The organism is Hungatella sp. SB206 (assembly GCF_051132295.1).
Taxonomy (GTDB): domain Bacteria; phylum Bacillota; class Clostridia; order Lachnospirales; family Lachnospiraceae; genus Hungatella; species Hungatella effluvii.
Map to the genome: position 1 here is coordinate 5131333 of NZ_CP096603.1, position 24631 is coordinate 5155963.

The 24631-nt window shown below is 46.0% G+C and carries 19 protein-coding genes and 1 pseudogene; 5 read left to right on the forward strand and 15 right to left on the reverse strand.

Annotated features, from left to right (window positions below; translation table 11 throughout):
- Positions 1-159: 159 nt before the first annotated feature.
- The 5 genes from M1L66_RS22875 to M1L66_RS22895 all read right to left on the reverse strand — a co-directional run bounded on the left by M1L66_RS22875 (position 160) and on the right by M1L66_RS22895 (position 7101).
- Positions 160-2097 (reverse strand): glycoside hydrolase family 127 protein, encoded by a 1938-nt coding sequence (locus tag M1L66_RS22875; protein WP_187018420.1) that lies wholly within the window; start codon positions 2095-2097, stop codon positions 160-162.
- 15 nt (positions 2098-2112) lie between these two features.
- Positions 2113-3777 (reverse strand): hypothetical protein, encoded by a 1665-nt coding sequence (locus tag M1L66_RS22880; protein ID WP_434688429.1) that lies wholly within the window; start codon positions 3775-3777, stop codon positions 2113-2115.
- A 65-nt stretch (positions 3778-3842) separates the two neighbouring features.
- Positions 3843-4700: a carbohydrate ABC transporter permease gene (locus M1L66_RS22885; RefSeq protein WP_187018415.1), complete on the reverse strand. Its 858-nt coding sequence runs from the start codon at positions 4698-4700 to the stop codon at positions 3843-3845.
- A gap of 2 nt (positions 4701-4702) precedes the next feature.
- A complete protein-coding gene (locus M1L66_RS22890; RefSeq protein WP_434688431.1) occupies positions 4703-5608 on the reverse strand; it encodes a carbohydrate ABC transporter permease in 906 nt (301 codons plus the stop codon).
- Between the two features lie 134 nt (positions 5609-5742).
- Positions 5743-7101 carry an ABC transporter substrate-binding protein gene (locus M1L66_RS22895; protein ID WP_187018411.1) on the reverse strand — a complete coding sequence of 453 codons (1359 nt, stop codon included), beginning with the start codon at positions 7099-7101 and terminating at the stop codon, positions 5743-5745.
- A 295-nt stretch (positions 7102-7396) separates the two neighbouring features.
- On the opposite strand from M1L66_RS22895, the pseudogene M1L66_RS22900 reads away from it, so the two are divergent.
- Positions 7397-7594 (forward strand): annotated as a pseudogene (locus M1L66_RS22900) (hypothetical protein); the annotation flags it as partial.
- A gap of 106 nt (positions 7595-7700) precedes the next feature.
- Here M1L66_RS22900 and M1L66_RS22905 read toward each other — a convergent pair.
- Positions 7701-7844, reverse strand: a complete 144-nt coding sequence (locus M1L66_RS22905) for a hypothetical protein (RefSeq protein ID WP_434694369.1) — start codon at positions 7842-7844, stop codon at positions 7701-7703.
- On the opposite strand from M1L66_RS22905, the gene M1L66_RS22910 reads away from it, so the two are divergent.
- On the forward strand, positions 7802-8248 hold the full coding sequence (locus tag M1L66_RS22910) for a helix-turn-helix transcriptional regulator (RefSeq protein ID WP_434694311.1): 447 nt from the start codon (positions 7802-7804) through the stop codon (positions 8246-8248). The genes M1L66_RS22905 and M1L66_RS22910 overlap by 43 nt on opposite strands.
- Positions 8249-8515: 267 nt before the next feature.
- On the opposite strand, the gene M1L66_RS22915 is transcribed toward M1L66_RS22910, so the two are convergent.
- The 9 genes from M1L66_RS22915 to M1L66_RS22955 all read right to left on the reverse strand — a co-directional run bounded on the left by M1L66_RS22915 (position 8516) and on the right by M1L66_RS22955 (position 18956).
- Positions 8516-9748 (reverse strand): DUF4272 domain-containing protein, encoded by a 1233-nt coding sequence (locus M1L66_RS22915; RefSeq protein WP_434688434.1) that lies wholly within the window; start codon positions 9746-9748, stop codon positions 8516-8518.
- Positions 9745-10266: a GNAT family N-acetyltransferase gene (locus tag M1L66_RS22920; RefSeq protein WP_434688436.1), complete on the reverse strand. Its 522-nt coding sequence runs from the start codon at positions 10264-10266 to the stop codon at positions 9745-9747. The genes M1L66_RS22915 and M1L66_RS22920 overlap by 4 nt, the downstream gene beginning before the upstream one ends.
- Positions 10267-10352: 86 nt before the next feature.
- Entirely contained in the window at positions 10353-12143 is a 1791-nt protein-coding gene (locus tag M1L66_RS22925; RefSeq protein ID WP_434688438.1) for a carbohydrate-binding domain-containing protein, read from the reverse strand.
- A 71-nt stretch (positions 12144-12214) separates the two neighbouring features.
- Positions 12215-12892 carry a DUF4956 domain-containing protein gene (locus tag M1L66_RS22930; protein ID WP_187018401.1) on the reverse strand — a complete coding sequence of 226 codons (678 nt, stop codon included), beginning with the start codon at positions 12890-12892 and terminating at the stop codon, positions 12215-12217.
- A complete protein-coding gene (locus tag M1L66_RS22935) occupies positions 12885-13631 on the reverse strand; it encodes a polyphosphate polymerase domain-containing protein (RefSeq protein ID WP_187018399.1) in 747 nt (248 codons plus the stop codon). Before M1L66_RS22935 ends, M1L66_RS22930 begins: the two co-directional genes overlap by 8 nt.
- Before the next feature lie 315 nt (positions 13632-13946).
- Entirely contained in the window at positions 13947-15476 is a 1530-nt protein-coding gene (locus M1L66_RS22940; protein ID WP_434688441.1) for a sulfatase-like hydrolase/transferase, read from the reverse strand.
- 2 nt (positions 15477-15478) lie between these two features.
- Positions 15479-17101, reverse strand: a complete 1623-nt coding sequence (locus M1L66_RS22945) for an extracellular solute-binding protein (RefSeq protein ID WP_434688443.1) — start codon at positions 17099-17101, stop codon at positions 15479-15481.
- A gap of 23 nt (positions 17102-17124) precedes the next feature.
- Positions 17125-18003, reverse strand: coding sequence for a carbohydrate ABC transporter permease (locus tag M1L66_RS22950; protein ID WP_434688445.1), 879 nt, complete (start codon positions 18001-18003; stop codon positions 17125-17127).
- A 17-nt stretch (positions 18004-18020) separates the two neighbouring features.
- Positions 18021-18956, reverse strand: coding sequence for an ABC transporter permease (locus tag M1L66_RS22955; RefSeq protein WP_243007924.1), 936 nt, complete (start codon positions 18954-18956; stop codon positions 18021-18023).
- 171 nt (positions 18957-19127) lie between these two features.
- On the opposite strand from M1L66_RS22955, the gene M1L66_RS22960 reads away from it, so the two are divergent.
- The 3 genes from M1L66_RS22960 (at position 19128) to M1L66_RS22970 (ending at position 24625) form a co-directional block, all read left to right on the forward strand.
- Complete coding sequence (locus M1L66_RS22960; RefSeq protein ID WP_187018391.1) at positions 19128-20897, forward strand: sensor histidine kinase; 1770 nt, start codon at positions 19128-19130, stop codon at positions 20895-20897.
- Entirely contained in the window at positions 20872-22461 is a 1590-nt protein-coding gene (locus tag M1L66_RS22965; protein ID WP_434688448.1) for a helix-turn-helix domain-containing protein, read from the forward strand. The genes M1L66_RS22960 and M1L66_RS22965 overlap by 26 nt, the downstream gene beginning before the upstream one ends.
- Positions 22462-22627: 166 nt before the next feature.
- Entirely contained in the window at positions 22628-24625 is a 1998-nt protein-coding gene (locus tag M1L66_RS22970) for an FUSC family protein (RefSeq protein ID WP_434688450.1), read from the forward strand.
- Positions 24626-24631: the final 6 nt, after the last annotated feature.

The following is a 24631-nucleotide window of genomic DNA, read 5'->3' on the forward strand; positions in this document are numbered from 1 at the left end:
GCGGGTTATGTCAGGAGACCTCCCCTGTAGGGGCGGTAGAATCTCTCAATCCATAGTATGGCAAGAATCAGAGAGAAAACGCAGGGGTAAATTACCACTAAGTTCTCTCTCTGAAATTCATTCCTGTAAAATGTTAATAAATTTAGCTTTTGATACCTGTCAGCGTTTCCTTACCCAGACTATCATCTCTCCTGCTTCACGATTGGCCCAACTATAATAAGGGATCCATAAAAGTTTCTTCTCCTCGTAACGCTCCCAGCCGTCTTCCAAATAAAGTGCACTCCCTTCCTCCGGCATCATCTTCCGTCCAATAGACTCAATTGTAACCACACCGCCCAAAAGATCGGGGCGGTACGTTTCTTCAAACTGCGCATGGGATGGAATTTCTATACAGTGTAAATCAGCCCCATTGTCTTCCTCCTCCAGGCAATAAACCACTGGTCCCCTCATCACTGCAACCTTTCCGATGTTATCCCGTACCTTAGGATTAGAACGAACTTCCCGTACTTCCATTTTCATGTTGAAAGATATTTCGTGCCTTCCTCTCCAGCACTGCCTCAAATAAAGATAACCTTCTCTCTGCATATACCAGGCTGATTTTCCATCAACATGCAGTTCAAATTCCCGACACCAGTCCGGCAAATGAAGAGCCACCTCCCATTCTCTGCTGCTTTCACATTCCATAACCAGCTTTACATTTCCATTCCATGGATATCCGGTTTCCAGAGTGATATACACAGAATTCTCTCCAGAAAACACTAGAGCCTCACTCCCTATAAACAGATTAATAAAAAGCTGGTCCTCACGCTGTGTGTAAATATAGGAACCTACAGATTCCACCAGTCTCGCTAAATTCGGTGGACAACAGGCACAGGCAAACCATTTTTGCCGTTCTACCTTTACATGACGGAAAGCCTGAATCTCTTCATTCTTTTTTGGATAAACTTCCAGTGGATTTACATAAAAAAAGCTCTTTCCATCCAATGCCATACCACTGATTGTACCATTATACAGCAGACGTTCCATAATATCCGCGTACTCGCCGCGCTGGCTTAATTTCAGCATTCGATGGGCGAAGAACACCATCCCTACAGCGGCACACGTTTCTCCATATACCAGATCCCCCGGCAGGTCGTAATCAATGGTAAACGCTTCTCCATAGGCCGAAGCCCCGATGGAGCCCGTAATGTACATGCGCCTTTCCACGATACTGTCCCACATAGCCTGACAAGCTTCATAAAGTGAATCGTCCAGCGTTTCCCTTGCGACATCCGCCATTCCCGAGTATAAATAAACAGCGCGCACTGCATGGCCAACGGCCTCTTTCATCTCTCTTACAGGAGCTCCCGCCTGATAATAGTGAAATTGAAAAAAACTGTCCTTCCAGGGATATTCATTATGATAAGTCTCTATCTCATTTTCAAAATAACAGGGTTGCTTCCCCCGCTCATCGATAAAATACCTGGCCAGCCGTAAATGCTTCTCCTCCTTTGTAATTTCGTATAACCGCATCAAAGCCATTTCAATCACTTCATGGCCAGGATAAGCATGAATTTTCCCTTCTTCCGGACCAAAAACACTGTCAATATAATCTATAAAGCGGATCATAGCCTGTAAAAATTTGTCTTTTCCAGTAACATTGTAATAAGCTACTGCCGCTTCCAGCATATGTCCTGCACAGTAAAGTTCATGATGCCTCATAATATTGGTCCACCGTTTTTCCAGTCCGTTGATCGAATAATATGTTCCAATATAACCATCTGGCTGCTGTGACTGTATAATTAATTCTACCGTATCATCGATTTCTTTTTCTAAAGTTTCATCCGGATGCCATTTCAGCGAATAAGATGCTGCTTCAATCCATTTTGCCACATCACTGTCCTGAAAGACTCTCCCATCAAATTCTGCCTCCATAAGTCCGGCTGCAACCTTAAAATTCCGAATACAGTGGCTGGGCTCTATATCAGGAAGTTCATCATTCAGTGCCTTCCACTGGTATGGGATCATCTGAGTTCTGGTCACCTCCATTACCGGATCCCAAAAGTTATCCTTTACTGTAACCGATGATACGGCTTCTGAAAATTGTTTTTGATTCATAATTTTGTCCATCCTTTATCGTCTGTTTATACTGAAATTGGATCTGCATTCCTCTATAAAAGATTCAATATGATCTATCGAAAACAGATAACAGTCTCGAATTTCTCCATTCCTGATTTTTTTCGTCTTTTCTTCCAGACTGCTCAGTGCACATTCCGCCAGTTTCCGGTTGCGCTCTGTGGGATTTCTTCTTTGAATCAGAAGCCGGATATAAGACTCATATTCATCCTGATGCAGCAGAACCCAAATTCTCATATCTTCGTAACGGCGAACTACATCCTCGTAGTCTTTCCATCGCATACAGCCTTCCAATGATTTTATCTGTTCCAGTGCATGTTCAATTAGTTCCAGCGATTCTTCATGTAATTCCCTGTGCAGCCTGAGTATCTTATCTCCCGGATGAATCAAAAGGTCATAAATATTCTGTTTGTTTTCCGGCGTAGGGGACCATTTGATCAATGCTTTTCCATAATTAAAGAACCTGGACTCCAAATGTGCAAAATCAGGTATATGAGAATGATCATTGGTTCTCACTCCAAATTCAAAAAACACATTCTGTACTACCTTATACGATTTTCGGAATGCAGAGGCCAACAGTTCCGCCGACTCCTCATCACAAAGATCGTATTTGCCCTGAATCCATTCCTTCCAGATTTCTTCAGGATCAATATCCGGCTGATCCGCCATTTTAAGCAGATAATACAGGTTGATCTCGTTGGGTGACCCAAGAAGGCTTTGGCCGTCCCAAATGGGCCTTACTGTAATACGTTCCAGATTTAAAGTTGATTCCATAGCATCATGAATCGTGGCCTCCATTGCTTCCGGGAAACAACACGGAACCAGGGACAGTCCATGGTACTCCATTCCGCAACAGAAACAAATACCATGTTTCAAATGTGGCAGTCGTTTAATCAGCCCTGGTGCCGGCAGTGCCGGATTAAAATCTCCTGTCGTGTAATTATGTTCCAGCAGTAGAGGCAGATCAGCGGGAAAATCCCTCAGTGCTTCATAGAGTACCTCTTCCTGATATGGAAACCAGACATGGGTAAGCAGTGTAAAACTCTTCCCGCAATCTCTGCACGCTCTTGCCACCGCCTGAAGCATCATTCGCAGATGGTCTCCAAAGCTTAAATATGGGAAAGATTTTCCTTCCTGCTCCATAACCAGTTCTGGATGCCCGGTTAGTGTATCTTCATTAAAATTCAGTCCGTAATTCATACAGCCAAAAAAATTATTATAATGCAGCAGATTCTTAGATTCAAAAAAGTACATAGCCAGTTCATCTAAATCGGGAAAACGTTTCAATATACCACATGCTGCATCGTACATAAGGTCCCAGAAAAGACCATTATTTAAATTACGGACCTGAGGATATCTTTCCAGCAAGCAATCCAACGGGGAATAATCTCCCATCATATAGGAAACTTTCTTACCATTCCGCTTACAAATTTTAATTGCCTTATCAAGAAACACATTCGTTTTCTCATCTATTTCAACCCCGGAGTCCGGATAATTCTCAAATGGCGCATGGTTAAAAAAGTAACCGCTGTGAAGCTGCACCCAATCAAAGCTGCTTCCCGCCGCTTCTGCGAAAGAAAAATATTTTTCCAGTTCCTCTGTATCGCCTGCTGCTGCATGCGCTTTTCTGGTATCTGCAAACAGCAGGAGCATTTTTTCCATTGACCTGTCTCCAAAGGAATTCCATTTAGGATAGATATTATTTGTTATGGTATCGTTCATCGTTCTCATCCTTTCAGTCCTGTGGTCGCAACACCTTCCACAAAATATTTCTGGGCAGCAAAGAAAATTATGACACACGGCAGGATTGCAATCAGGGACAGTGCCATAATTGGTCCCCATGAAATGCCGCTGGAACTGTCCATACACATCCGAAGTCCCTGCATAACCGTATATTTATTTACACTATTTATAAAAATCAAAGGATTAAAGTAATCATTCCAGGTCCAGATAAACTGGAATATTGCCATAGAAAACAGACACGGCTTTGCCAAAGGAAGTATCATATAAACAAATATTCCAAAGGTAGAACAGCCATCCATAAATGCTGACTCGTCGATATCCTTTGGTATCCCTCTGATAAACTGTACCATTGAAAAGATAAAGAAGGGATAGCAGGCAAACAGCGACAGTGCGTAAAACGGCACGTATGTATTTAGCCAGCCCATTTGTCGAAACATAATATAGCGTGGAACAATAACAACCGCGTTCGGAAGCATCATAGTGGACAGCATCGCACCAAATAGAAGACTGTGTCCTTTAAATTTAAACCGCGCAAACCCATAGGCCACCAAAGAGGAGGACATCACGGTAAAGAGCACCACCGGAACCACCAAAAGTCCTGAGTTTTTCATAAAATGTCCAAAAGTATAGGATCCAACTCCATTCCAGCCTGACACATAACTGTCAAAAGAAATACGCTTAGGAATAAGACTCATAGAAGTCATCAGTTCCTGATTCGTTTTAAATGATGCAGATACCATAAACAAAAGCGGATATAGAAAAACAATTCCCAGCGTGATCAATATTAGATACGACATAGACTTCAAGACTATTTTTCGAATCTTTTCTTTCTTTTTATTCATAATCACCCCTCCTCGTCCCCATAAAACGTCCATTTTGCACTGGTTGAAAAAATAAATATGGTAAATATAATAATGATAATAAACATGATCCAGGAAATAGCCGACGCATATCCCATTTTCCTATACGTAAAGGCATTCTGATAAAGAGTCATTGCCAGTACCTGTGTCTTTTTCACAGGACCGCCTCCTGTGATTACCGCCGGCGCTGTATACTCCTGAAACGCGTTGATCATCTGCATGATAATATTAAACAGCGTCATGGGACTGATCATGGGTATGGTAATCTTAAAGAAGGACCGAACCGGGCCCGCCCCGTCGATCTTTGCAGCTTCATAAAGTGATTGAGGAACCTGTTTTAATGCAGCCAGGAAAAACAGCATGGAAGAACCAAACTGCCAGACTGACAGCATACTGATGGTGGTCAAGGCTATTTGGGGATCGGTCAGAAAACCAATGCTCTTGATCCCAAATTTGTTTAAAAAGACATTGACTACTCCATTTAAATCAAACAGGTGTCTCCAAAGAATGGCTATCGCCACGCTTCCTCCCAGAATAGACGGAAGATAGTAAATGGTTCGAAACAGCCCGATCCCCTTTAAAGTCTGGTTCAGGATCATTGCTATCAAGAGAGCGCTGAGCAGTTTCATCGGCACTGACATGAAGACAAATTTAAAAGTGACAGCAAGGGAATTTTTCACTTCCCGGTCTTTCGTAAATATCTGTAAATAATTGGCCAATCCGACAAAGTCATACTGGCTGCCAAAGCTGTAATCCGTAAACGAATAGTACAGTGACATGGCTATCGGATACAATTGAAAAATAAGGAATCCAATGATCCAGGGCAGCAGATATAAATACCCAAGATTATTTCTTTTCTCCAACCTCGTTGTATGTCTCTTTTTATTCATCCGTTGTCCTCTCCCCCTAATAAATCCGGATCCTGAAAAATCCGTTTCCGCAAGCAGTCCGTTTCAAATCAGGCCGCCATAACAGGCGGCCCAATTTACTGCTGAGAATCACGAAGTAATTCTACCTGCTTTATTTATGGCTTTAATGTTTCTACGATCTCTGCAAGATTAGTAATCAGCTCGTCTGCAGCCTTTTCTGGAGTAATTGTATCGTAACAAAGTTCCTGCATGAGAGGAAACAGATAACCATAGACCTCCGAATTTTCATTGACCGGTGGAACCGCACCATCAGTCTTTTCCAGAGCCAGTGAAACAGCCTTATTGACAACCGGGTTCAACAAATTCTCTTTTTCCAGCTGGTTACGTCCCATCTCTGTCGGAGGAACACCACGGCAATCGCTTAAGATGCGGATTGCTTCTTCATCAGTATACATCCACTGCATAAATTTCAAAGCTTCTTCTTTGTTCGGACTTTCCGATACCATAAACAGCTGAGACGGCTGAGTAATGATACCACTTTCTTTTGCCTCCGGATCAACCGGTATATTGACTACATCAAGAGCCATACCTCCGCTTGTATCAAGATTAATAATTGACGATGATGCTCTGTAAGAACAGGCAATTTCATTATTTAAAAGTTTTTTATTGGCATCTTTGTCTCCATTATAAGCAAATGCTGTATCCATTGGCTCAGCAATTCCTTCTTTATAAAGGCTCTGAAGAAGTGTAAATGCCTTTACCAGAGCATCTTTATCTGTTATAACTTCATACTTATCAGAAATTGTCCATTTTCCGCATAACTGGCGAACATAGGAGCGCATGAGATGATTACAGTCGTCATCTGACAATGTAACTAAGTAGTAATCCGGATTTGCTGCATGTACCTTTTTTCCATACTCTACGAACTCGTCCCATGTCATATTGTCCTTTAGTTCCACTCCCGCAGCATCAGTAACTGTTTTATTCACCACAAAGTTATAGGAGCTGACACCGGAAGGCACTGCAACAGTACTTCCATCATTGGATTTACAGAAGCTGTCCAGGAAATTCTGATCGAATACACTTAACTGGAAAATATCCTGCTGATCCAATCGTACAAATGATTCCGGGAATGACGCCTGATATTCTGCTGCCGCGGTTGCTATGGTCTGCATAATATCCGGCTGGGTTCCTCCTGCCAGCTGAGTTAATAACTTATCATTGTATCCATCATATCCCTGATATTCTGCTTCAATTTTTACATTTGGATTTAGTTTTTCATACGCTTCAATCGCTTCTAATGTGGCCGTATGGCGGTCATCCCCACCCCACCATGCGAATCGCAAAGTGATCTGATCTCCCCGAGACGACTTTGTGGTCTCTGTCGCTTGATCGACAGAATTCTTCGCAGCTGTCTCTTCTTTCGGAGCTTCTGTTTCTGTGGTTTTTGCACTGCATCCAGCTAATGCAAAAAACACACATGCAGCCGTAAACATCCATTTCATTTTCTTCATAGCGTTCTCTCCTTTTTTGTTTTTAACACTCACAGGCTGTTGTTCTGGTATAAATTTCCAATCGCGCGTATTTGGAAGCCTTTCCCCCCGTGCATATTTTCCAGTTTATACTAAATTAATGCACAAGTTTTATGATTTAATTATATATTTTATATACTTTATGCACAACCGTTTTTACTCTATATAAGGTGTAAATATCTTATATCATGCTTTCATTACATTTAAATTTCAGCTAAAATCTGTTATACTAAATAAGTAATACTTCACGAACAGGAGGATTGTTATGCGCCATCTCATGCTTCCTTGCAGCCAGCCACTTACGTTTTTATCCAGTGGACAACTGGTGAAAAATAAGAATTTTCTACATCCAAAACGTTGTCTGGATTCTTTTGTATTAATTTATGTCTTAAAAGGCACTCTGAATATTGCACAGTATGGTATTCAGTATGAATTGAATCCGACTCATTTTATTCTGCTTCACGCGGATACTGAACATTATGGCTGGCGGGAATCCTCTGAATACGTGCACTACTACTGGGTGCACTTTCACATTCCTGTTTCCCCAGTCTATATCAGCCAGGAACAGTATCCGACAGATATCAGTCAAGCGCTTCCGGAAAAATACATTGTTCCTGAAACAGGAACACTAACTCATGGGAAACGGGTCCCTGTACTTTTTTCACAGCTGCTTGATATTTCCATGCGTCGTTATCCGGCTTCCGAATATCTGCTCCACTATTCACTAACAGCCCTCCTTTTAGAACTTGCCGGAGAATTCTCTTCCAGGCTTCTGGATTCTAAAGAAGATCCGCTTCATATTTACAAAATCCAGGATTGGATACGCAGAAATTTTCAGCAGTCTCTTACGGTTGGACAAATTGCAGAAATCTTTCATTATAATCCGGATTATCTTTCCAGCAATTACAGAAAACTGACTGGGAAAACGCTGACACAGTATATTAATTCTGTAAGGATAGAATCTGCAAAAAATTTGCTGACTACAACAGACTTTAATCTGAAAGAAATAGCGTTTTACTGTGGATTTTCGGATGAAAAGTACTTTTTTAAAGTGTTCAGGCAATATGAAGATATGACCCCTTCAGAGTTTAAGGGAGCGTTTTTTAAGAAGAAAGAGGTGTCCCAATAGAATGGCTTCATAACCCTTAGACATACCAAGACACTGTTACGTCTAGGTGACAGAATCTGAAAGAAAGAAAAGGAAGGCCAACTGCTCCGGCTGGCCTCCCACTCTTACCATTTATCATCAATTTTCTTCTATACATACTGTGTCCTGTCCTCTTTCTTTACATATCTCCTGGAAAATCCACCAGCTGCCGATAATATGCTTTCTTCGCACTCATACTCCGGCTTGTGTTTCAGACAGTAATCCATAAATACCTCCGTCTCTCTGCGCCTACGTCGTCGTTGTCACCCGGTCCCAGTCTGCGATTCCATCAGCCTGCACTAGCCAGTTGAGCGCATAATGCCACTCGAAAACAATATCACTGTTCAGCATCGGAACCTCCTTGTGGTGGACTCTCGCATCAACGCAGGCCCAGTCATACCGCAGCACCAGATCCTGCATGTCGAGAATCTCGTCCCTGCTGCGAAGAACCGCAGTTTCCATCAGACTGTCAAAAGTATGGTTCCACATGACTGCTCCAAGCTCAGAGGCATCGCATATTTCTGTCGGTTCCTTCAACTCCATCATGGACAGTGCCCACAAAAGTACAGAGCAGCACTCGTACCGCCATCCAAACCGGTTATGGAGCGCCGGATCCTTGTCCGGATTTTCGAGATAGTCCCGTTCTTCCGGTGAGAGCCACTCCGAGATCTGATAGCGTTCCTCCATCTGTGCGATCTCTTCCGCCGCCATTTCCCTGCAGTTTTTAAACTGCCCGCTGGCATAAATCTCAGACTGGACACAAGCGGTAAAAATACAGGCAAGGCGATGAATGATCACTTCCTTGTCCGGAATTTTACATTCCGATTCGAACACCGACGCCTTTAAATGCTCAAGAAAGGGAATCCCCTTCTCCTTTAAAATGGTGATGGAACGCATTTTCCGTTCTCTGTCTGCCTCTTTCTCATTCACCTCGCGATCCAGAATCGTGGTACTGGCCTGCGGATAAAACTCTTCAAAATCACTCTTTCCGTCAATCGACAGCAGCAGGCGGCCATCCCAGTGATACAGATACATATTGGGATACAGCACAAAGGCGCTGAGTTCTTCCGCCATGCCATAAATGGAGTGTATGATACCGTTTGTCCTGTCGCTGTCCCCGTCGATTTCGAACCGGATTCCTATGATACAATTAAACAGACGCATCTGGCAGAGGGCCGCTTCCTTCACCTCCTCATTCGCAAGAGGGGCCTGGGAAAAGAAATTGGCCATTCCATTGGACTGCACCTTTGTCTCCCCGGCGTCCGTTACCAGATGGAAAACCGATGTTGTGCCATCCTTAAAACGAATCTGAAATTCATCTTCGTCCGTATAAAAGATCTTGTCCATCACATCAGCAAACAGACGGCATGCAATATCCGGCACGGCCTTCCCATCTTTTCTGCAGGCATACAGTGTCAGGACTGCTTCCTGCGTCTTTGGTTCTTCCTTTTTAGGCTGAGCCTTCTTTCCAAACAGTTTCATGGTATTATCCTTTCTATATCCGGTACAACGCTTGATTCCATTGGCAGAGCGTAAACGTATAATCCAGAGGGAAAATCATCAAAATGAAGGATCTCCTGTATCTGAAATCCGCATTTCTCCATCACCTTTCGTGAACCGTAATTTTCTTCCACCACATAAGCTTTCAGAGCTCTGATTCCCTGTTCCTGTGCAAATGTCTTCAGCAGTTCCACCGCGGCGGTATTGTATCCCTTGTTCCAGAATCTCTGAAAACTGAACAGAGACACCGAATACTCTCCGCAGTTCTCCTCATCCTGTTTCAGGGCGGCGACTCCTACCGGTTCTTTGCTGTCTGCAATTCGTATGAGAAAGCCGTAATTTCCTCCTTCCGTATAATGCCGGATGAGTTCTTCTGCCTCCTCCGGCTTCTCATGGGTATCAAAACGCATATATTTTACGATCTCCGGGTCGGAAGTCATGGAAAATACCGTATCCCTGTCTTCTGCCCTTAATTTGTCCAGCCAAATTTTCTTTTCCAAAGTCTTTCAACCTCCAATTTCCACTCTCTATGGCTATTTTACCATAAAAAGTGAGAATTGGAATCCAATATCATTTAATTATTACTTCAGTTCTCCGCTTCCCCTCCTCCGCTGCCATCAGCGCCGTGTTTCCCACGCATGCCGCCTCCCTGCTGAGGATTATCTGTTATGCCACTTTCTCCGCCTTTCTCTGGAGCATTATCACCGGATCCACGATTCCGAGGGCCGTTGTTCTTAAAACCGTCCATTCCGGATCCCGGTCCGCCCTCCATTCCGGACCGTGTGCCGGACTGGGTGATGATTCCCGAGACAGTGATTTCCTTAGATTCTTCTCCCGCAGCCAGCTGATACATCTCCCCGTCCTTTAATTCCGGGGAACTTATAATCAGAGAAGAATACTCCTTATCCGGATTCCCTGACAGCATTACCGTTTCATCACCGCTCGTAAGCGTCCACTCCGTGCCGGCTGTTTTCATATCAGCAAAATACACGACAATCACATTTTGAGTGGAGTCACTGGAAAATGACTGTAGCATCCCGGAACTGCCGGTTCCCATAAATGTTCCTCCGCTGATCGTTCCGGTTCCATCGTAATCCAGCGTCCCATTTCCATTGTCTGTCGGGCCCTCTACGATCACGGTGCCGCCTTCCATATAGAAATCACCGTTCGAGTCAATGCCGTCTCCAGAGGCGCTGACCTTTATCTCACCTCCGGTAATTTTGATATAGGCGCCTTCCGTTGAACCAAAAGCGCCGCCTGGACCTCCCGGCCTTCCTTCCATGCCGGACTCCAGATTACCGGAGCCGTCATTTCCGGAACCGTCATTTCCAGAACCGTCATTTCCCCCGGCCGCGTTTAAACCGTCATCTTCCGAGGTAACGTCGATCACGCCGCCATTGATATCAATCGTCAGCCCTTCGATCCCCTCATAACTCTCTATAATAGTAATTGTTCCATCGTCGATCACCACCTGATTATCCGCATGGATTCCATAATCTCCGGTGGCAATCGTAAAAGTTCCTCCGGTGATGTTCACGTCACCGTTGCAGTGGACTGCATCATCCTCCGAATCAATTTCAATGGTACCTCCTGTTACCTCCAGGAGCGTCTCCGCCTTAATTCCCTTGGCGGCCGCCGTAATGGAAAACGTACCATCGGAAATCTTCACATATCCCTTGTCCTCTTCCTCGTCATTGCTGGCCTGAATGCCGTCTTCCCCAGCATTTAAGGTAAACGTGCCTCCTTCTATTTCTACTGAATCTTTTCCCTTCATGGCGTCCTGAACCGCGTCAATCACGTACGTTCCCGACTTCACTGTCAGATCGTCCTTGCTTCGGATCCCACAACCGTAATTTCCTGTGACCGTCAGCGTCCCGCTGCCCTCCAGAATGATATCGTCCTTGCTGAATACGGCTGCATCCGGTTCATCGGCGCCTTCTTCCTCATACTGGTACTGGGTTCCATCGGAAATATAATTATCTGTTCCCTCTTCCGTGGTAATTGTGATACTGCCGCTTTTTATTCCATAGACAGCGGACGAGCTGGCATTGGATATTGTAAAGCCATCCAGAATCAGGCGGATCTCGTCCTCCTTGCCTGCATTTACTGCAATCTGGCCGTCTGTAATCTCTCCGCTGAGCCGGTACGTTCCCGCCGCCGTAATCGTCACGATACGTTGATCTACCGCGGCTCCCGTTCCGGTCACTGAGACAGAATCTCCCTTTCCGGTTATCACGGTTTCTGCTCCTACGGCGCTTCCATTGCCTTCTGCCTCAGTATCTTCGAAGGCCTGATCTCCGTTTTTGCTCTGGCATCCGGTCATCAGAATCGCTCCAGTCATAACGAGAAACAGACCGCGTCTCAATAATTGATTCATCCCATCTCTCCTTTCACGCTTGTAACATCAGTCCCTGTAAAAAAATGGAGCCTCAAATGTATATTTCTCATTTACAATTCCTCTCTGTTCTCTGCTATTCGGCCGCACACAATCGTCAGATTTCCATTTCTGCACCGAATATCGTCGAGCATCGCCTTCTCCTCCTCTTCCTTTTTCAGTTCGATCCGGTAGCAAAGCTCATAAAGACTTCCCATATTTGTTGTGCGTACCTTCATGAGCACCGCACGCTTCGTATACGTTTCGAATAAGTCATCGAAAATTCCGGCATAATCCAGATTTTCCGGTATGGTGACTTTCAGTTCTTTCTGCGCATATGACTGGCTGCCAAAAGTAACCGCCGCCAAAACTAGAATTGCCGCCCCGATTATGATAAGCAGGAGAACAGCGATTCCCAGATACCCCATTCCTGTCGCCAGGCCGATGGCCATGGCAAGAAACACGCTTCCAATTTCTCTGGCATTTCCCGGCGCAGACCGGAAACGCACCAGCCCGAACGCGCCCATTACCGCGACACCTGTTCCCAGATTTCCGTTGACCAGCATAATCACCGCCTGTACCACAGCCGGGAGAATCGCTAACGTCATCACAAAATTTCTTGAGCTTGTATTTCTATATGTATGAAGGAATGCCAGAGCAAGCCCAAGTCCCAGTGAAGTCAAGGTACATATAACCAGCTGCGGCAATGTAATCCCAGAGCTGACTGTTTCCGTCAAAATACTGTTAAGCACAGACACGCCCTCCTTTTATAGTGTTTTGTTTGTATTCGGGTTCCGCCCCTTCCTCTCTCAGCAGATACTCCCTGTAGTAACGCCCATACTTCGAGAATGACACGGGATAGATGGAAAGCTCCGAAAATGCCCGGCTCATCCAGACCGGCATTGCTCCCGGTATCTTTACTTCCATCAGGACACAGCCTGCATCAAGCAGGGAAGTCCCATATGCCCCGGCCCGCAGATCTAACGCTTCGTTTCTGCATCGTATATTCCAGTCAAAGGTTACCCGCAGTTCTTCATCGGTTTTACAGTAACACGCCACGCGGTCATAAGCCACATATGCCGCCGGTTCCAGATGATACCTCTGTTTCATGTACTGTATTTCCCGGAAAATCTGATTTTCCGACTCTGGAAGAATCCCGTTATTTAAATATAAAATGGCAGACACAAGTTCCATTGGTACACGTCTTTTATATACCACACCGCTGTATTTCTTCTTCATTTCCAGAAATACCGTACTCTTTTCGTTCACCGCCCCATAAGCCCGCAGACGAAGTTTTTCTTTGTATACAGGCCCATCCAGGGACGTTCTGATCAGTTCAAAATCCTTTGTGTCAAAATAAATATTGGAAATGGTATGTACTCCATATGCATCGGCTGCCATCCTGTCCTCAAACAACCGTTTCAGACCGAGGTACTGTACTTCTGTCAGCAGATATTTCTTTTCATAACGTTCAAAAATTTCCTGTGCCATATCGGTCCTGCCTCCTTTTCTCTGTGTGATTACCTGTTCTTTGTTTTCTTAAGGTGTTTTTATCCTAGCATGTAAAGCTGAAAGAAAGCTGAAAGGACAGACAGGATTTGATGATTTTTCTGTGAAATAGTCATACAGGACATTTTGCGCATCAAAAAAGAAACCCGCACAACTCCCGGCTGTACGGATTCCTTTTTTTCTATCAGGCAGCACTGTAAATCTTAATCCTGCCAAGCATCTGCCGTTGGTCGGGCGCCTGTCACCGGGAGGGCTGTGACAGTGAAAATACTCTGGCTCAGTGCCGGCGGTGTGATTTTAAGCAGAAGGAAATCCTTTCATTTTCCGTTTCGCCGTCCTGATGATCCCAGGGCCATACCGCGCCAGCGCGGTCGTAATATAGGGGTCCCCCAATGCGTCCCGATGCAGATATGCAAATTTCCACAATTTCTTATACAGGTCATAGATAACTGCCTCGTATCCAGGTTCCTCCATCACATTTATCATGCAGTCCGGGTCTTTTTTCAAATCATACAGTTCATCGAAATCAAATCCATTAAAAACGAGATGGTATTCGTCTGTAAAAATACTCCTCTGGATTCCATAGCACTCGTTTCCATTGCTCTGTGTATAAGTCTCCGAGCGCCATCGTTCCGGAATGCTCCCCTCCAGAAACGGCTTTAAGGAGCGGCCTGAAAACCGCCATTTCACTTCCCCATTATCCGTTTCCATATTATCCGCTTCCAGGATACCGGCCAGTTCTAAAAATGTCGGCGCATAATCCAGAAGCGATACCCTCTGGCTGATCACGGTCCCCTCCGCCTTAATACCGCCATACCCCATGACAGAACAGATGTGGTACGCCTCCTTAAAACACGGAAGGCCTTTCGTCCATAATCCATGGGCGCCGGCATAATCTCCGTGATCCGATACGTATAGGATCACAGTATCTTCAAGAAGCTCTCTCCGCTCCAGCACGTCGAGAAGTCTTCCAAACAGCGCATCCTCATAGGAGCAGAAGGCCAGGTAATGCTTCAGGGAACGTTTCTGTTCCGCCTCGCCGAGTTGGTCAAACCTTTCTCTCGTCCTTCTGTAGAGATTTGGTTTATCGAGCATCTGGTCCTTCCAGGACTCCGGGAGCACTATCGATTCATCCGGATAGAGATCCAGATACTGCTGTGGGACAAAGTACGGATCGTGAGGCCCCAGTGTTCCGACATACATACAGAATGGCTCATCGTTGCTCACATTCTCCAGCCAGCCTTCTGCACAGGATACAACATCACCGTCACCGAAGGGATTTTCCGTCACACCGTACTGGCTGTACTGAGGAAATCCAATTCTGGAGATTCCCCCTTCTCTGCGCCCCTCTTCTAGAGCAATGTCGTCTTCCTCTAAAAGCCAATCCCAGTCTCCCATAAAGGGAGTCCTCTTCCATGGCTTATACCGGCCCTCCTGCGGCGGATAGATCCAGGGACCAAATCCTCGATCGCCCGGCCCTTCTTCCGCGCTGACATGCCATTTCCCACTGAAATACATCTGATATCCCGCTTCCTTCAAATCTTCTGAAAACAGCTTGATCCCGTCATTTAAACCGTGGGAAAATGCATCCGCCAGATCAATATTGTTCCATATGCCGTGCTCTGAGGGATACAACCCGGAAAAAAAGCTGGCACGGCTGGGGCAGCAGTGGGGAGATGGACAATACGCCTCCTGAAAAGTCACACCATGGCGCTTTAGCCGCTCCAGATTCGGCATGTACGCCGGTCCCTTACTCTGTTGGGTCGTCCCCAGCTGCTGGTCTGTCATAAATATCAGGAAATTACTTTTTCTCTTTCCGCTGTCCACGTCTACTGCTTCGCCATCCTTTCCCGTATCCCCTTTACCGTTTCTTTGTATTTATCGATCCCCAGCTTATTCAGCTGCTCTAAATAGGTATCCCATTCTGCTTCAATCCCGCCTTCCGTTAGCCATTTTACCTGCATCTTGTTGACATAGTCGTCGATATCCTTTGCTGTCGTGGTAAAGTACTTACTCTCCTCCTTATTCGGCAGCAGGAACAGAGAGGACTGCGTGGCATACGGAGCGTAGTGCTCTTTGGCGATCTGCAGCTTATTGATATCTTCATCCATGACCTGGACCAGCTTTCCCCAATCCTCGGAAGCAATCTTACAGGGTACGTGTACAGGGGCATTCTTATACCGGAATTCACTGTAGGACATCCCGTCAGGAGTAGGTACATAATCCAGCATTCCGCTGTCTGTCTTCTCCAGGGTGGTCCCAATCGGCCCTAAAAACAGCTGTGCCGAAATTTCCGGTTCAAAATGGGCGTCCAGCCATTTCATAATTGCCTCTTCCTTACCCTTTGCCGATGCAGTCATGACAAACTGGGTTCCATTGACATTACCGTTGCTGTTGGCGCTGTTCTGCCAGATTCGCTTGCCTGTCGGACCTTCCAGCGGCTCAACAATCACATAATCTTCTTTGTATTTTTCAGGAACGACAAATGTGGAATCATATGCCATAAAAGAGCCTACAATTTCCGGATCGTTATTTCCCTTGGCATTCATGACTGAGGTGTCCGGTGTGGTGAAGCCTTCAGAATCCCATAACCCCTCTTTCACAAACTTATGGTAATACTGGATTGCATCCTTGTACTCCTCCTGTTCTGCCGTATAGACGATCTCACCGTTCTCATCTTCTATGAAATGGGCGCCCACGGTCAAAACCGGATCCACATATCCAAAAGAGCCGAACAGCTGATGGTAGCTGTATACAGTATCCGGCACGGACGAATTATAATGGAAAATGAATGGAATCTCATCCCCCTTATCGCCATTGCCGTTCATATCATTTTCTTTAAATGCCTTCAGTGCATCATAATACTCATCAACGGTCTTCGGGACAGGGAGTCCCAGCTGATCCAGCCACTTCTTGTTGATGTAGAGCAGGCCTGACGTATACATTACCTCTCTCTCCACCGCACGCCCGATGCTGTAGATTTTCCCGTCATCCGGATTGATACAGATATTCTTATATCCCGGCATTTCCTCAAATGCTTTCTTGAGATTCGGGCAGTATTCCTCGATGTAATCCGTCAGATCCAGAAACATTCCCTGAGGAGCGTATTTCGTTACATCGTTGACATTGACGGCATTCATGTAAAAGACATCCGGAATATCCCCGCTGGATAAGATCAGATTCTTCTTATCCTCCCATGTCGCCGCTGAGTAAACCTGCCATTCCACCTCGACTCCGGTCTTTTCCTCCAGAATCTTATAGATTTCCATGTCATTCGGGTCACCGTGCCACTCATTCTTGATAAAGGTCACCTTGATTTTCTCTTTCCCTTTTTCCCCCGCGCCGGCCTGACTGCTGTCCTGCCCCTTGGACTGTGCTGTCCCTCCGCATGCCACACAGCCTGCCACTACGGCTGCTGCTGTACACAGTGCTGCAAATCTTCTTTTTTTCATTCTGCTTCTCCTTTCATTTATCCTCATCCCTTTACCGCCCCCAGCATCACGCCTTTTACGAAATGCTTCTGAACAAAGGGATAAAATACCAGCATTGGAATACTTGAGACGACAACGCAGCCATATTTCAGCAAATCAACCAGCTGCTGCATATCCGCCACAGTAGATGCATCCGCCGAGGCCAGTGAATTCTGGCTGTCGATCAGAATGGTCCGAAGCACCAGCTGCAGCGGGAAACGGCTTTCGGAGCTCAAATAGATCATGGGCTCGAAATAGGAATTCCACTGCTTCGCCGCATAAAAAAGTACCATGACTGCAATCAGCGATTTTGACAGAGGCAGAGCCACACGAAAGAAGAATCCCACGTATCCGCATCCGTCTAAAAATGCTGCTTCCTTCAGTTCTTCCGGTATACTTCCCATAAAGTAAGACCTGGCGATTATCATATTGTAAGTGCTGATCAGCGTCGGCAGAACAATTGACCAGAGACGATCCAGCATCCCCATCTGCTTTACCACGAAATACAGCGGAATGATACCTCCGTAAAAATACATGGTAAAGACCATTACTTTCATGAATATGCCGCCAAACGGAAACTCTTTTCTGGAGAGGGCATAGGCGAGCGGAATGGTAAATACCACATTTAACAGGGTTCCGACTATCGTATAGAGCAGACCGTTGCCAAAGCCTGTCCATATCGATTCATCCGCAAATATCTTCCGGTAGCCATCCAGGGTGACATCCGCCGGCAGAAACAAAACCCTTCCCTGATAAACGGCTCTCGGGCTGCTGATGGAGGCAATCAGACTGAAATACAGTGGATATAACGCAACGATTAAGATCATGACCAGCAGCACCGTCGTGACAATTACAAAGACTCTGTCTTTTTTTCCCGCTTTCATTCACATATCCCCCCATTCTACCATAAAGAAGTATCACTGAACCTTTTACTGAATTTATTGACTGAAATCAAAATCACGAAATTCACCACGGACTGCATCATCTCGACCGCAGACGCGTAACTGAAATCACCATCTACCAGTCCCCGCTTGTAGGTATACGTCGATATGACCTCCGATACCCCCAGATTCATGGAATTCTGCATTAAGTACGATTTTTCAAAGCCGATCGTTAAAAGCTGTCCCGCAGTCAGAATCAGCATGGTAATGATCGTCGGCATGATTCCCGGCAGATCGATATGCCAGATTCTCTGTAATCTTCCGGCCCCATCGACGATTGCCGACTCATGCAGATCAGGGGAAACCGATGCCAGCGCCGCTATGTAGACAATTGCAGACCACCCGCACGTCTGCCAGATCCCCGATAAGACATAGATCATGACATACATTCCGGGTTTTCCCATGAAATGGACAGGGTCTCCGCCAAAAAAGCGGATTACCGCATTTACCACACCGCTGTACGGAGAAAGCATGGTGTACATCATACCGACGAGAACGACAACGGAGATAAAATACGGTGCATACGTCGCAGTCTGAACCAGCTTTTTAAATGCTTTGTTTCTGACCTGGTTCAGCAGAATGGCGAGTATAATCGGAAAAGGAAATCCCAGGATCAGGTTCGTCACATTGATCAGCAATGTATTTTTGAGTATCAGGAAAAAATCCGGAGACCGGAAAAATCTCTCGAAATTTTCAAGTCCCACCCACGGGCTTTTCGTAAATCCCAGGAATGGAGAGTAATCCCGGAATGCAATCTGCGACCCGTAGATCGGCCAGTATTTAAATAATGCGTAATACACCAGCCCGGGTATTACAAACAAATACAGTGTTTTCGTTGCCCTGAAGTTTTTCATGAATCTTCGTTTTTGTTCAATCCTGCTTATACTGTTTTTCACAATTCATTTTCCTTTCTGTCCTGTGACCTTGTTCATGACTTTATTATACTGACTCACATCCGGCGGAAAGCTTTGTATTTTTTACCAGTTACTACAAATTTTTAATCTTTTATTGTAAGTGAATTTTTCTGATAGTATAATTCGAGTATACTCAATCAGGAGGCACAGAAGTTGGAAAAACACCCGAAATTAATCCATTACTTTAAATCCCATTTTAATGCCCGGCTTGTTCTGATCTTTCTATTCAATGGGATTGTTCCCGTTTTACTCATCAGCCTCACCACATATCCATTCTGGTTCCGCACCATGCGTTCGAAGGAACTCACCTTTACATACAGCAGAATTTCCACCATCAATCAGGCCCTGGATTCCCTGACCACTGATATTGAACAGAATATTACCCACATTTTTTCCAATGAAGATATTCGCAGTTATTTGAAGGAGGATTACGATGAAATCACGGTCGAAGGGCATAAGAAGCATGTCCTGATTGAGAATTTCCTGAAGTCCATCTCTAATTACGGCGAATTTGCCTGTTCCTACACGATCATCGACCGCTATAACCGCATATACACCAACGGCTCCAATATCAATCGGCTCCAAAGCTTTCACAGTCCGCTGTGCGAGAGTGTGAAGCTGGCCTCCCCCGGCACCTACTACACGGAGCGGAATCTATACAGTACCGATAGTGAGAAGGCGCTGACCTACGGCCGTGTATTAAAGGAAGAGGGGGAAATACTCGCTGTCATTCTTGTGGATATCAGCCCGGAGCTGCTTCATTCCATTCTGGGAGATTATGATGGGAACAACTATCAGGTATTCATCGCTAACCCCAATAACGAACTGATCTACACCAATGCGGTTCACCTCCTCAGTAAACCGGAAATTATGGAGCATCTCCTCTCCGCCCAGGGAACAACGGTAATTCTGGAAAATGAACGCTATGAGATGGCGCACGCCAGTTCCCTTTTAACAAACTACCATACCTATGTGCTGGTTCCGCACACGTATATTTACAAAGATTCCGGAAATATAAGAGTTTTGTTTGTCATTATCCTGATTCTGGTTTTCATGCAGACCATCGCATTTTCCAGAATCATATCCAAATCGCTCTCCAGAAAGATCCTCCTGATTAAGAATGAGCTGCTCCGTTTTATCACTACCAGGGAGAAGAGTGTCTTTCACCATAAGAATAACGACGAACTGAAGGAAATATCAGACGGGATTGTGTATCTGGAAAATGAAATTGACAAGATGCTGGAGGAAATTCAGGCAAACGCAGAAAAACAGCGCCGGCTTGAACTGCAGACGCTGCAGCAGCAGCTGAATCCCCATATGATTTACAATGCTCTGAATACCATTACACAGCTGGCCAGCCTTCAGGGCGTTAAAAATATCGAGGAGGTATCTCTGGCATTCACAAGAATGCTGAAACTCGTCTCCAAAAATACGGAGAATTTCGTCACGCTGCGCCAGGAAATCGGTTTTATCAAAGACTATATTTCCATTAAAAAATATAATAATTTCCAGAACCTTACGCTTCAGTGTGACGTTGCCGCCCCCCTCATGGAACTGCCTGTTTTAAAGCTTCTTCTGCAGCCATTTATTGAGAACTGCATAAAGCATGGTTTCCGCAATTTCGAAGAGGATGGAATCATCTTTCTCTACGCCTATCTGGAAGAAGAACAGCTCCATATCATCATTGAAGATAACGGTTCCGGAATCAGAAACGATCAGATCGAACAGATCCTTAATCTGTCCTGTCAAACGGAGGAGGACTATTCAAATATCGGAATACGGTCCTGTATCGAACGCCTTCGCCTCCAGTATGGGAACCGCTGCACATTTTCCATCGACAGCGACGGACAGAGCTTCACCCGAATCTCTTTGAGCTATCCTGTAAAGGAGGACCCGCATGCTTCAGACGCTTCTCGTCGATGACGACATACTTTCTTTAAATAAGATGCAGACCTTTCTGGCAGACCTCGATTTCATCCATGTCTGCGGGCAGTTGCTGGACGGAACAGGCGCCATCGAATATCTGAACGCCCATGGCGATTCCATCGACATCGTGATCCTCGATATGGAGATGCCTGGGGCGAGCGGATTAGAGGTCGCCAGGTTTATCAGCAAACATCAGCTTCCCATTACAATCCTTGTCATAAGCAATTACGATAATTTCGAGTACGTAAAACCGATTCTCCAGGCCGGGGCTTACGATTACCTCCTAAAGCATGAGCTGTCCCGGACTCTTCTCGAAACGAAATTGTCCGAAATACGGCTTTATATTGATAAACAGCAGCTTCATCAGAAGCAGTGGGACCAGATGTGCCAGCTGTCAAAACAGCAATACCTCCGGAATCTCGTCTTAAATTATGATATTCCGGATGAAAGCCGTCACTTTTTCGCCTCCGATCCGCTGCTCTGCGGCCGGCGGCACGTTGCGGCTTGCCTGCAGATCACCAATTTCTCCAGTATTTATCAGAGCATACCGGATGAACGCCATCAGAAGGTTGTCAATACGGTTCTCCACTTTTGTGATACATTTTTCACCTCGCTTCAGAGGGGAATTATCACACATATCAACTACGGTGAATTCCTGGTCCTGCTGTCCTTTCCGGATCTCACCAGCGAAGCTGCCATCCTTCAGACGGCCTCCCAGGATATCAGCCTGTTGAAGAACAACCTGCGGCGTTATCTCTCTATCCATACTTTTGCCGAGTCCATGCCCGTCTTCGACTCCGTGGAACATTTGCGCCCCTACTACCTGAAAATTCACCATCGTCTTCAGGTAAAGCCTTTTAACAGCGATTCGGAACGTCCTGTAGAAAAGGAAGGTAATTCCGTCCTGCTGCTCTCCCTGCAGGAGGAAAATGAGCTGTCAGAATCTCTTCTTCACCTGAACGAAAAAAAAGTGACTGAAATCGTCACTCATATTTTTGATACAGTCGGACAGACGCACGTCTCTCTTCTTGGACTTCAGCGCCTCATCCTGCGTCTGACGGAGATCATGCAGCTGGCTCTCCGAACAGCCGCCCAGGATCGTGAGACCATCACGGTACCGCCGCCGGCTGTCAACAATATCCTGGATATTGAGACGCTGAAAAAACAGTTTCTCCTTTATTACCGCCAGGGCCTGGAACGGCTTGCGTCCGCCTCGGTCTCCCAATACCCGCCGCTGATCCAGAAGGCGCTGAATTACATCTATCAAAACTATCATCTGGATCTCTCTCTGTCGGATATCAGCCGCCACTGCGGAGTGTCGGAGGTCTACTTTTCCAGGGCATTCAAAGACGCGCTTGGCCTCCCTTTTACGAAATATTTAAACGCATACCGGGTCAGAATCGCCTCACACCTCCTCCGGCAGTCCAATGATTCCCTTAAAAAGATAGCCGAAGAGTCCGGATTTCAGAGTTATAATTATTTTTTGACTGTTTTTAAGACATATATGGGGGTTACGCCAGTGCAGTATCGGGAAAAACCACCGGATACTTCCACTGACTAATACTTATGAAGCCACAGAACGGACGCTAATCAGGCAAACTGTTTAACGTCCGTTCTGCAGTACAGTATCCTTCTGATATAGGGCAGGTTCATGCCCTCTTCACAAAAAAGATGACAGCCGTCCCCATTAGAGTTATAATATTTCCTTAAAGGAGATGACTTCACCCATGAAAAACAAAACAAAATCAGTATTGGCAGCTTTCCGCTCCAAATTCGCGGCCGCCCTGCCAATTATCCTTTTTTTCCTTTTTTTATTTTACTCTACGATCCTATTATTCGGCATTTCCTATTCAATCCTCGTATCGGTGGTTACAATCCTGTTCAAGGTCAATTATCGGAAATATCTAACAGTCCGGCAGCTGATTGTTCTGGTGGGGACGCAGTTTTTGATGGCTCTTCTCAGCTTTTTCGCGTCCCTCAACGTTGCGCTCTGCATTCTTCTCAATCTGACCGTTCCCTTTCTGCTGGTTTTTCTCCAGACCTCGCAGTTTAATCCGCTGGGATATTTTGCGAATGCCATGTGCTTTGTCTTTCTTCAGCTGCGGCCTGTCGGATGGGATGGACTGGCCATGCAGATGGGGGCGCTGGCCTACGGTCTGGCGGTTCTGACCATCATACTGTTCTTCTGTTCGTTTCAGAATAGAAAAAATGACCATTTTGCTGCTGCCAAAAAGGGTCTCCTGCTCCTGGCAGCCGCGCTGCGCGCTCAGATTGAGCAGATGTCCCCCAACGCAGAACAAACAGCCCCCTCCGACAGTCTGGCTTCCGGACAGATGGATACCATCTTTCCAATCCTCCAGGGACTTTACGGAGAAGCCTACAAAAGCAGGGGCCTCACCTATGTGGTAAGCCCCCAGGGGAAAATTCAGTATATGTTTGCGCTGCTGTTTCAGCGTGCCGTGTATTTTCTGACAAATCCGTACCAGGCAGCCACGCTCTCTGACCAGACCTGCCATGACTTGTTGGAACGCCTGGCCCGATATATGGAGGCCGCAGGAAACGGCGGTTTTGAACGGAAAGAACTGGTCAGTACAGGAAATAACCTTCTGGCCGAAGCGGAGGAACGCGATGAAATCCCCTGCATTTTTGTTCAGAATTTTCTCCGTCTCTTCCTGCTGATCCTGGAAAACATCCGACAGACAGGTGAAAAACAGAGTCCTCCCTGTTGGAGACTCCCCAGCTACCGCCGCCCCTTAAGAAAACTGTTTGGCCAGATAAAAGCGGATGCATTTGAGACGCGTTTTGCGCTTCGTCTCAGCGTAGTTTTGACAGTTGGCTTTACTTACAGTACGATCAGCCAGGCAAATCATGGTTACTGGCTCGTGCTGAACGCCTTCCTGCTGCTCCGCCCCATGTATGAGGAAAGCGCCACGCGCATCAAGACCCGCTTTATCGGCACACTGGCGGGCTGTCTTATCCTGCAGTTTCTCCTCCCGCTGTTCCATGGAACCGGCTGGCATTTTGTACTGGCGACCGTTATGGCAACAGGGCTTTATATGGAAACGGCCGGAACCTGGCAGCAGGCTCTGTTCTCCACCTGCTTTGCCCTGACCCTTACCACGCTGGCACTCCCACAGATGCTGGCCGCTGAGCTCCGTATCCTATATGTCGTCGCTGCGATGGTGCTGGTACTTCTCGTAAACCGTTTTGTATTTCCAACACACCAGAAGGGACAGTACCGCTACAACCTGTACCAGCTGTTCCACACACACCACGTTTACCTTCGCCTGCTGGAGAGCAGCCTGACCGCGCCTCTGGATTATGGCGTCATCTGCGATGTCCAGATCCATTACCATCTGATTCACGACCAGATTATCCAGTATTTGAAAAAGGCGGGAAATGAGGATTCGGCCTTTATCAAAAAACTTCTATGGATTTCCTGGCACATGATATCCGAGGCAGAACAAATACTTTTCTTAATCAACAACAGAAAAGCCAGAGCGGTTAATTCCGCACAGATGGAAGACTATCTGGCCTTTACCGCCTGTATTTTAAGCGAAATCCAGGAGATGCTTCATATGAAAGCTGACAGGAATCGCACCGTATCCCCGGAGATCATCTATAAACGGACGATGGAAGGGGAACCCCGGTTATCTGTGTTGATGGAACAGTATTCCAAACAATTGTCTGAGATGTATCGTTGTGTCTGCAGTCATAACGGGTGAGGCGAT